The organism is Ruegeria sp. BHSB058, from assembly GCF_059613285.1.
In genome coordinates, this window is sequence record NZ_JBXWSF010000114.1 from 1 (window position 1) to 9,124 (window position 9,124).

The 9,124-nt window shown below is 62.5% G+C and carries 9 protein-coding genes; all 9 read left to right on the top strand.

Annotated features, from left to right (window positions below):
• A partial coding sequence (locus tag AC2FNB_RS19370) for a TRAP transporter large permease subunit (protein ID WP_496748460.1) occupies positions 1 to 288 on the top strand: 288 nt, incomplete at its 5' end.
• A gap of 68 nt (positions 289 to 356) precedes the next feature.
• Positions 357 to 2,144, top strand: a complete 1,788-nt coding sequence (locus AC2FNB_RS19375) for a feruloyl-CoA synthase (protein ID WP_496748461.1) — start codon at positions 357 to 359, stop codon at positions 2,142 to 2,144.
• A 149-nt stretch (positions 2,145 to 2,293) separates the two neighbouring features.
• Positions 2,294 to 3,823 carry a benzoate-CoA ligase family protein gene (locus AC2FNB_RS19380; RefSeq protein WP_496748462.1) on the top strand — a complete coding sequence of 510 codons (1,530 nt, stop codon included), beginning with the start codon at positions 2,294 to 2,296 and terminating at the stop codon, positions 3,821 to 3,823.
• Positions 3,823 to 4,641 carry an alpha/beta fold hydrolase gene (locus AC2FNB_RS19385; protein WP_496748463.1) on the top strand — a complete coding sequence of 273 codons (819 nt, stop codon included), beginning with the start codon at positions 3,823 to 3,825 and terminating at the stop codon, positions 4,639 to 4,641. The genes AC2FNB_RS19380 and AC2FNB_RS19385 overlap by 1 nt, the downstream gene beginning before the upstream one ends.
• Before the next feature lie 2 nt (positions 4,642 to 4,643).
• Positions 4,644 to 5,090, top strand: coding sequence for a DUF309 domain-containing protein (locus tag AC2FNB_RS19390; protein WP_496748464.1), 447 nt, complete (start codon positions 4,644 to 4,646; stop codon positions 5,088 to 5,090).
• Between the two features lie 151 nt (positions 5,091 to 5,241).
• On the top strand, positions 5,242 to 6,903 hold the full coding sequence (boxC, locus tag AC2FNB_RS19395) for a 2,3-epoxybenzoyl-CoA dihydrolase (RefSeq protein WP_496748465.1): 1,662 nt from the start codon (positions 5,242 to 5,244) through the stop codon (positions 6,901 to 6,903).
• Positions 6,904 to 6,932: 29 nt separating this feature from the next.
• Positions 6,933 to 8,384 (top strand): benzoyl-CoA 2,3-epoxidase subunit BoxB, encoded by a 1,452-nt coding sequence (boxB, locus tag AC2FNB_RS19400; RefSeq protein ID WP_480748525.1) that lies wholly within the window; start codon positions 6,933 to 6,935, stop codon positions 8,382 to 8,384.
• A 118-nt stretch (positions 8,385 to 8,502) separates the two neighbouring features.
• Positions 8,503 to 8,679 carry a hypothetical protein gene (locus AC2FNB_RS19405; RefSeq protein WP_480748526.1) on the top strand — a complete coding sequence of 59 codons (177 nt, stop codon included), beginning with the start codon at positions 8,503 to 8,505 and terminating at the stop codon, positions 8,677 to 8,679.
• Positions 8,676 to 9,124 (top strand): 4Fe-4S binding protein (locus AC2FNB_RS19410; protein ID WP_496748466.1); only part of this gene is annotated, 449 nt, incomplete at its 3' end. The genes AC2FNB_RS19405 and AC2FNB_RS19410, both read left to right, overlap by 4 nt.

Here is a 9,124-nt window from a genome sequence, read left to right on the forward strand (position 1 = left end):
CGCGAACAGATGAAAGAGCTGGGCATTCGCGTCACCCGTGGCATGGCCAACCGGATCGAGGCGGAACAGGTCGCCATCTGGTTCGGCATCCTCGTGCTGATCGTGGTCGAGGTCGGCCTGATCACACCGCCGGTGGGCATGAACCTGTTCATCATCAACGCCATGGATCAGACAACGCGCATGATCGACACCTACAAGGCGGTTCTGTTCTTCGTGGCCTCCGACATCATCCGGGTAATCATCCTTGTCGCCTTCCCGGTGATCACGTTGTTTCTATTGCCGGGCTGAGAACGTTCAACCCGGTCTGACCTGTCGCGCACCGGCCCAGCCGGAACGCGGCGGCGTGGGAGAGGGCGATGGCACAGTATGTTGCACATGACGTTATCCGCGAGGACAGGGTCGATGGCGCGATCCTCCTGCGCTCGGCCCATGAGCTGCCCGAACCCGCCCACAAGACGACCGACTGGCTGCACCACTGGGCCGCCGCCTGTCCCGAGGCGGTGTTTCTGGCCGAACGCAGCGGACCGGGCTGGCGCGAACTGCGCTATGCCGAGGCGCTGGACCGGGTGCGCGCCCTTGCCGCCGGTCTGCTGTCGCGCGGTATGGGGTCGGATACGCCCATCCTCATCCTCTCGGGCAACAGCGTCGACCACGGTCTGCTCAGCCTTGCCGCGCAATATGTCGGGATTCCCACGGTGCCGGTGGCCGAGCAATATTCCCTGATTCCCGGCGCGCTCAAACAACTGCACCACATCCTCGACCTGATCCGCCCGTCGATGATCTATGCCGAGGATGGCGAAACCTTCGCCGCAGCCCTTGGCATGGAGGGCATGGGCGGACGCCAGATTGCAGTTTCACGCAACGCAGGGCAGGGGATGTCCCTGCTCTCCGACCTTGCAGCCGCCAGTGCCGATATCGACGCCGCCGCCGCGCGGGTCGGCCCGGATACGGTGGCCAAGATCCTGATGACGTCCGGGTCCACGTCGAATCCCAAGGGCGTTCTGACGACCCAGGGCATGATGTGCGCCAATCAGGCGCAATACACGCAGGCCCTGCCGTTCCTCTCAGAACGCCCGCCGCGCCTGGTGGACTGGCTGCCCTGGAACCATGTCTTTGGCGGTTCGAACAACTTCAACCAGATGCTGGCTTTCGGCGGTGCGCTTTATATCGACGGCGGCAAGCCCGCTCCGGCGCTGATCGGCAAGACTTTCGAGAACAACCGCCTGATGAACGGTACCATCGCCTATAACGTGCCAGTGGGCTTTGCCCAGCTCCGCAACGAGATGCGGCAGGATGAGGCGCTGAAACGCAACTTCTTCGCCGATCTCGACATGCTGTTCTATGCGGGCGCGTCACTGGCACCCGATGTCTGGCAGGATCTGACCGACATGGCGCTCGAGGTGCGAAAGGAACCGCCCCTGATCACCACCTGCTGGGGCATGACCGAAACCGCGCCCGCCTGCATCTTCCAGCATGTCCCGGCCAACCTGCCGGGTATCGTCGGGGTACCGCTGCCGGGCGTCACGGTCAAGCTCGTCCCCGAACAGGACGGGCGGTACGAGGTGCGCGTCAAAGGCCCCAACATCTTCCCCGGCTATCACAACGACCCCGTCAAGACCGCCGAGGCGTTCGACACAGACGGCTTCTTTTGCAGCGGCGACGCCATGACGCTGGTGGATGCGGCCGACATGAATCGTGGCCTGCGCTTCGCTGCCCGTATCTCCGAGGATTTCAAACTCGCCTCGGGCATCTGGGTGCGCGCCGCCGCGCTGCGCCTCGAACTGCTTGCCGCGCTTGCGCCGCTGGCCGCCGATGTCATCGTGACCGGACCGGATCGCGAAGAGGTCGGCCTGATGATCCTTCCGACACCAGTGCTGTCCAAGGGCCTGAAGGCGCACGAGGGCGCATTCCTGCCCGGAGACAAGGCCGCGGACATCTCGGCACGGCTCGGCAAGGCCAACGGCGACAAAGGCTCTTCCGCCCGCATCACCCGCGCCCTGATCCTGTCCGAACCGCCCTCGATGGCGGATGGCGAGGTCACGGCCAAGGGCAACCTGAACTTCGCCAAACTGCTCGCCCGCCGCGCCGTGCTGGTCGAGAGGCTGTACGAAACGGCCGATCCGGCGACAATTTATGTGCAATAAAATGCATGAAGGGAAAATTCAGATAGGCACTATCTTGCATAAATGAGTTTAAAGTGCATTATTGCCACCCGAGGGGAGAGGGTGCGCGTGGGCCGGTCGTCAGGGCCGCCCGCGTGCATTCCCCGGGGACATCACTGGGAGGAGCGACCATGAGCGGAAACGCCGCGCAGTACTTTGTGGACCGGCATGTCAGCGAGGGCAACGGATCCCGCCCTGCCTTTCGCGAGGCCGCCGGGCAAAAGCGCACCATGACCTATGGAGAGTTGGCCGATGCCTCGGCCCGCGTGGCTGGCGCCCTGTCCCGCGCCGGCATCCCGCGCGAGGCCCGCGCCGCCATGCTGGTGCTGGATCAGATCGAATTTCCGCCGATCTTCTGGGGCTGCCTCAAAGCCGGCGTTGTTCCTGTTCCGCTCAATACCCTGCTGGCTGCCCCGGTTTATGACGTGATCCTCAACGACAGCCGCGCCACCTGCCTGTTCGTGTCGCAGGAGCTGTGGCCCGTGGTGCAGCCCGCCGCCCAGGCTTCGCCCCACCTGACCCATATCGTGGTGATCGGCACCGCCCCGGACGGCACGCAAAGCTTCGATACCTTCATGCAGGGCGCGTCGCCCGCCGAAACTGTCGAGGCCTCGGACGACGACACCGCATTCTGGCTCTACTCCTCCGGCTCCACCGGCCAGCCCAAGGGGGTGCGCCATGTGCACGGCAGCCTCAGGGCCACCGCCGACACCTATGGTGCGCGGGTGCTGCAGATCGAACCGGATGACGTTATTTTTTCCGCCGCCAAACTGTTCTTTGCCTATGGCCTTGGCAACGGAATGACCTTTCCGATGTCGGTGGGCGCCGAAACCATCCTATTCAACGGTCGCCCGACCCCCGAAGGGGTGGTCGGGATCATCGCCACCGAAAAGCCCACCATCTTTTGCGGTGTCCCGACCCTTTACGCCGCGACCGTGGCGCTTTTGGAAAAACAGGGCGCCCCGGATGTGCAACTGCGCCGCTGCATCTCGGCGGGCGAGGCGCTTCCCGAAGAGATCGGGCGCGGCTGGAAACGGCTCTGGGGCGTCGATATCCTTGATGGCGTCGGTTCCACCGAAATGCTGCACATCTTCCTGTCGAACGCGCCCGGCGATGTCGAATACGGCACCTCGGGCCGCCCCGTTCCGGGTTACGAGGTGCGGCTGGTCGACGAGGACGGCGCCGATGTCGGCGTCGGCGGTCTGGGCGAACTGCTGGTGCGCGGCGCGTCCGCCGCCGATGGCTACTGGAACAAGCGCGACAAAAGCCGCGCCACGTTCGAAGGCGAATGGACCCGCACCGGCGACAAATACGAACTGACCTCCGAAGGGCGATATGTCTATTGCGGGCGCACCGATGACATGTTCAAGGTTTCGGGCATCTGGGTTTCGCCCTTCGAGGTCGAACAGGCCCTGATCTCGCACCCCGCCGTGCTGGAAGCCGCGGTTGTTGCGGCCCGCGATTCTGACGGGCTGGAAAAACCCAAGGCTTATATCGTGCTGAAACAGGATGGTTCGGACGGGCTGGCCGACGAGTTGCGCACCTTCGTCAAGGACAAGGTCGGCAAGTGGAAATACCCCCGCTGGATCGATTTCGTTGATGACCTGCCCAAGACCGCTACCGGTAAAATTCAGCGCTTCAAACTGCGGGAGGACGGGTGATGTTCGACTGGGCGCAAACGCCTTCGCAGCCGCTGACCGTCAATGGTGTTGCGCTTGAATATGCCTGTTACGGCCCGCCACCGGATCAGACGCCAACCATCCTCCTGCTGCACGAAGGGTTGGGATGCGTCGCGCTGTGGCGGGATTTCCCGCAGGCTCTGGCAGATCGAACCGGCCTTGGTGTTCTGGTCTATTCCCGGCAGGGATACGGTCAGTCCGATCCGATCAGCCTGCCGCGCCCGATCCATTTCATGACGGACGAGGCGGTGAATGTCCTGCCGCACATCCTCGATCAGGCGGGCATTCAGCACTGCATCCTGTTTGGTCATTCCGACGGCGGCACCATCGCCGCGATCTATGCCGGCAGCGTCGAGGATTTCCGCGTGCGCGGCCTGATCCTCGAAGCGCCGCATTTCTTTACCGAACCGATGGGTCTGGCCGAGATTGCCCGCGCGCGCGAGGCGTTTCAAACAACCGACCTGCGCGACCGGATGGCCAGATACCATCGCGATCCCGAAGGGGCATTTCGCGGCTGGTGCGATGTCTGGCTTGATCCCGATTTTACAGGCTGGAACGTGGCAGAGGTCATCGACTATATCCGCGTGCCCATCCTGGCCATTCAGGGCCGCGACGACCAATACGGCACCTTGGCGCAGATCGACGAGATCGAGGCCCGAACATATTGCCCCGTCGACACGGTGATCCTCGATTGCCGTCATGCGCCGCATAGCGAAGCATCCGAACAGACGATGGAGGCGGTGGCAGAATACTGCACCCGCCTTCTGCGTATCGAAGCCGCAGAAATCATCACGGCCTGATCATGACCGTCACCCGCGACATGGCGCCTTACATTCCGGGTCTGACCGCGCGGCCTGCCCCGGACGCCTTCGCGGCAATCCGCGACACCGTCACGCCGGATATGACCATCAATGACATCGCTGTGTCGGAAGCATGGCGCGCCGGGTGGGAGCTGCTGGAGCAGGGATGTTTCTGGGAAGCCCATGAAGTGTGGGAGCCGGTTTGGCTGAGCCTGCCGCCCAACTCGGTCGAACGGCATTTCGTTCAGGCCTGCATCCAGTTTGCAAACGCCTGCCTGAAACACCGGATGCAGCGCCCGCAAGCTGCCGCCCGCCTTGTCAAGCTGGCGCGCGAGCACCTGAAAAGTTGCAGGGACCGTGGCGTCATTCTCGGCATTGATTCCAGTGAACTGGACCAGAGATTGGACCGGATTCGGCCGGATTTTCGGGATGTGCAAAATAATGCATAACTTTATGACTGAAAAAGACGCATTTTTGCCTAATGATTCTAATACTTTGAAAAATATGGCGTGAAAATATGCATTATTTTGCCTATTGCTACTTGCTGAACCCCGAGCTGCGCAATAAACTGCACCGAAATGTCCCTTTGAGGAGCCTGAAATGACCCAACGCATCGACTTTCAGACCGACCCCTCGAAATACCGCCACTGGCGGGTCGAGTATGATGGCGAGATCGCCAACCTCTTCATGGATGTGGATGAGCAGGGCGGGCTGTTTCCGGGTTACGAGCTCAAGCTGAATTCCTATGACCTTGGCGTCGATATCGAACTGGCCGATGTGGTGCAGCGGATGCGGTTCGAGCATCCCGAAGTCAAGGTCGTGGTGATGCAGTCCGGCAAGGACCGCGTGTTCTGCGCCGGGGCCAACATCCGGATGCTGGGCGGTGCCAGCCACGCGCACAAGGTCAACTTCTGTAAATTCACCAACGAAACCCGCAACACTTTCGAGGCGGCGGAAGAGGACTCGGGCCAGAAATACATCGCCGCCGTCAAAGGCTCCTGCGCCGGGGGCGGATATGAGCTGGCGCTGGCCTGCAACTACATCATGCTGACCAATGACAGCACCTCGTCCGTGGCATTGCCCGAGGTGCCGCTGCTGGCGGTTCTGCCCGGCACCGGCGGCCTGACCCGCGTGACCGACAAGCGCAAGGTGCGCCGGGATCTGGCCGATGTCTTCTGCTCGGTCGAAGAGGGCGTGCGCGGCCAGCGCGCCGTCGACTGGAAACTGGTCGACGAGATCGCCCCCAACTCGAAATTCGACGAGGTGGTGCAGGACCGCGCCCGCGAGTTTGCCGCCGTCTCGACCAAAGCGCCGGCGGACAAGGGCATCGCACTCACGCCGCTCAACCGCACTTTCGGCGACGACGGTTCGGTCACCTATTCCACCGTCGAGGTCACAATCGATCGCGCCGCGGGCCGCGCCACCATCACCATCAACGGCCCGCAAGAGGACGCGCCCGCCGACATGGGCGCGGTCCAGGCCCAGGGCGCGGACACCTGGATGCTGCGCCTCGCCCGCGAGCTGGACGACGCCATCCTGCACCTGCGCCTGAACGAGCGCGAACTCGGTCTCGTCGTGTTCCAGACCCAGGGCGACCCGGCCCGCGTATTGGCCCATGAACAGCTGCTTCTGGACAACGCCGGTCACTGGCTGGCCAACGAGATCCTGAAATACTGGAAACGCGTGCTGAAACGCGTCGACATGACCTCGCGCAGCCTTGTCGCCATCGTCGAACACGGTTCCTGTTTCGCCGGGGTGCTGGCCGAATTGCTCTGGGCCGTCGACCGTTCCTACATGATGCTGGACGAGTTCGAGGGCGACAACCGCCCGCTGGCCGCCATCACGCTCAGCGCCAGCAACTTCGGCACCTATCCGATGGGCAACAACCTGTCGCGCCTCGCCACCCGCTTCTGGGGCGATCCCGGCGCCGTGGACAAGCTGAAGGACCACATCGGCGAACCGTTCGAGGCGCAGGAGGCCGAGGAACAGGGCCTTGTCACCTATGCCTACGACGATATCGACTGGGAGGACGAGGTTCGCATCTTCATGGAAGAACGCGCCAGCTTCTCGCCCGACGCGATGACCGGGATGGAGGCGAACCTGCGCTTTGCCGGTCCCGAAACGATGGAAACCCGCATCTTCGGCCGCCTTACCGCATGGCAGAACTGGATCTTCCAGCGCCCCAACGCGGTCGGTCCCGAAGGCGCATTGCAGCGTTACGGCACCGGCCTGCGCGGCGAATACAACATGGAACGTGTATAAGGGGCCCGGGCCCTTGGCGGAGGAAAGACATGCTTGACCTGATCAACGTAAGTTACGACACCCAGATCCCCAACAACGTGGGCCTGAGCCAGGACAAGAAGGTGCTCAAGGCGCTGGAAAAGTGGCACCCCGGCTATATCGACTGGTGGAACAAGCTGATCCCGCGGGACTTTCAGGAATCGCTGGTCTACCTGCGCACCGCCGTCAGCGTCGATCCCAAGGGCTGGGCCAAGTTCGACTACGTCAAGATGCCCGAATACCGCTGGGGCGTGCTCCTGGCGCCGCAGGTCGAGGAACGGATGATCCCCTGCGGCGAGCACGCGGGCCAACCCGCCTGGCAAGAGGTGCCGGGCGAATACCGCAACCTGCTCAAGCGCCTGATCGTGATCCAGGGCGACACCGAACCGGCCTCGGTCGAACAACAGCGCCTGCTGGCGCTGACCGCGCCGTCGCTTTACGACATGCGCAACCTGTTTCAGGTCAACGTCGAAGAGGGCCGCCACCTCTGGGCGATGGTCTATCTGCTGCACAAGTATTTCGGCCGCGATGGCCGGGAAGAGGCCGACGACCTGCTGCGCCGCCAGTCGGGTTCCGAAGAAGCCCCCCGCATGCTGGGCGCGTTCAACGAGGAAACGCCCGATTGGCTCAGCTTCTTCATGTTCACCTATTTCACCGACCGGGACGGCAAGATGCAGCTTGAATCGCTGGCGCAATCCGGTTTCGACCCGCTCAGCCGCACCTGCCGCTTCATGCTGACCGAAGAGGCGCACCACATGTTCGTGGGTGAAACCGGCGTTGGCCGGATCATCCAGAAAACCTGCGAGGTGATGAAGGAAAACGGCATCGACGATCCCTATGACGTGGGCAAGATCCGCGCGCTGGGCGTGATCGACCTGCCGACAATTCAGAAAAAGCTGAACCTGCATTACACCCTGTCGCTCGACCTGTTCGGGCAAGAGGTGTCGACCAATGCCGCCAATGCCTTCAACGCGGGCATCAAGGGGCGTTACATGGAAAACCGCCTGACCGACGACCACCAGCTTCAGGCCGACACCTATACCGTCTGGGATCTTGAGGACGGCAAGGCGGTCCAGAAACAAGTGCCCGCGTTGACCGCGATCAACATGCGCCTGCGCGACGATTATACCAAGGATGCCGCAGGCGGCGTTGGGCGCTGGAACAAGATCATCGAAAAGTCGGGCATCGACTTCGAACTCAAGCTCCCGCACGAGGCATTCAACCGCAAGATCGGCGTCTTTGCCGACAAGCTGTTCGATCCCTCCGGCAAGGTCGTCAGCGGCGCAGAATATGACAAGGGCCTGCCCGACTGGCTGCCTACTCATGCCGACGGCGATTTCATCCAGTCGCTGATGAAACCCTGTTACGAGCCGGGCCAATACGCCCGCTGGATCGCGCCGCCCAAGGTGGGCATCGACAATCGCCCCGGCGACTTCGAATATGTGAAACTGCACATGGCGTAACACAAGAAACCCGGGCCAGGTGCCGCTAACGGTAACAAAATGTGACGAAAACCGGATTGACGGACTCACCATTTTTCCGTTTTTTGGGACCTGGCTTGTTCAGAAGGGGAGACCCGCAATGCAGATCGACCGCACCAAGGCTGAGACACCCAATCTCAAGGCTCTCGCTGGTCAGGTATCCGCGCTGCAAGGCCCCTGTGTCGGCTGTTCCGATTGTGTCGGGCTGTGCGCAGCCCTGATCGACACGCTGGTTCTGCCCGACGTCATCCTGACCAAGAGACGCGAGAGTTCATGAACCAGCCGCTCAAGCAGCACCTGATCGACCCCGAAATCTGTATCCGTTGCTACACATGCGAGATGACCTGCCCCGAACAGGCCATCGAACATGACGACATGAACGTGGTGGTGGATGCCGACAAATGCAAATTCTGCATGGATTGCATTCCCGTTTGCCCCACCGGTTCCATCGACAACTGGCGCGTGGTGGCCCAGCCCTATTCGCTGCAGGACCAATACGGCTGGATGGACCTGCCCGAGCAGGAAGAGATGACGGGCGACGAAGGGCTTGAAGCGCTGGACGACTCGATCGCCGCCCTGCTGGCCGAGGCGCACAAAGGCGCAGGGGGCAAGGCCAAGGCGCCGCAGTCGGCCTCAAAACCCACGATCAACATGTACGGCCTTGGCAAGCCCGCGCAGGCCAGGGTCACCGGCAACTTCCGCCTGACGGTCGAAGACAGCGA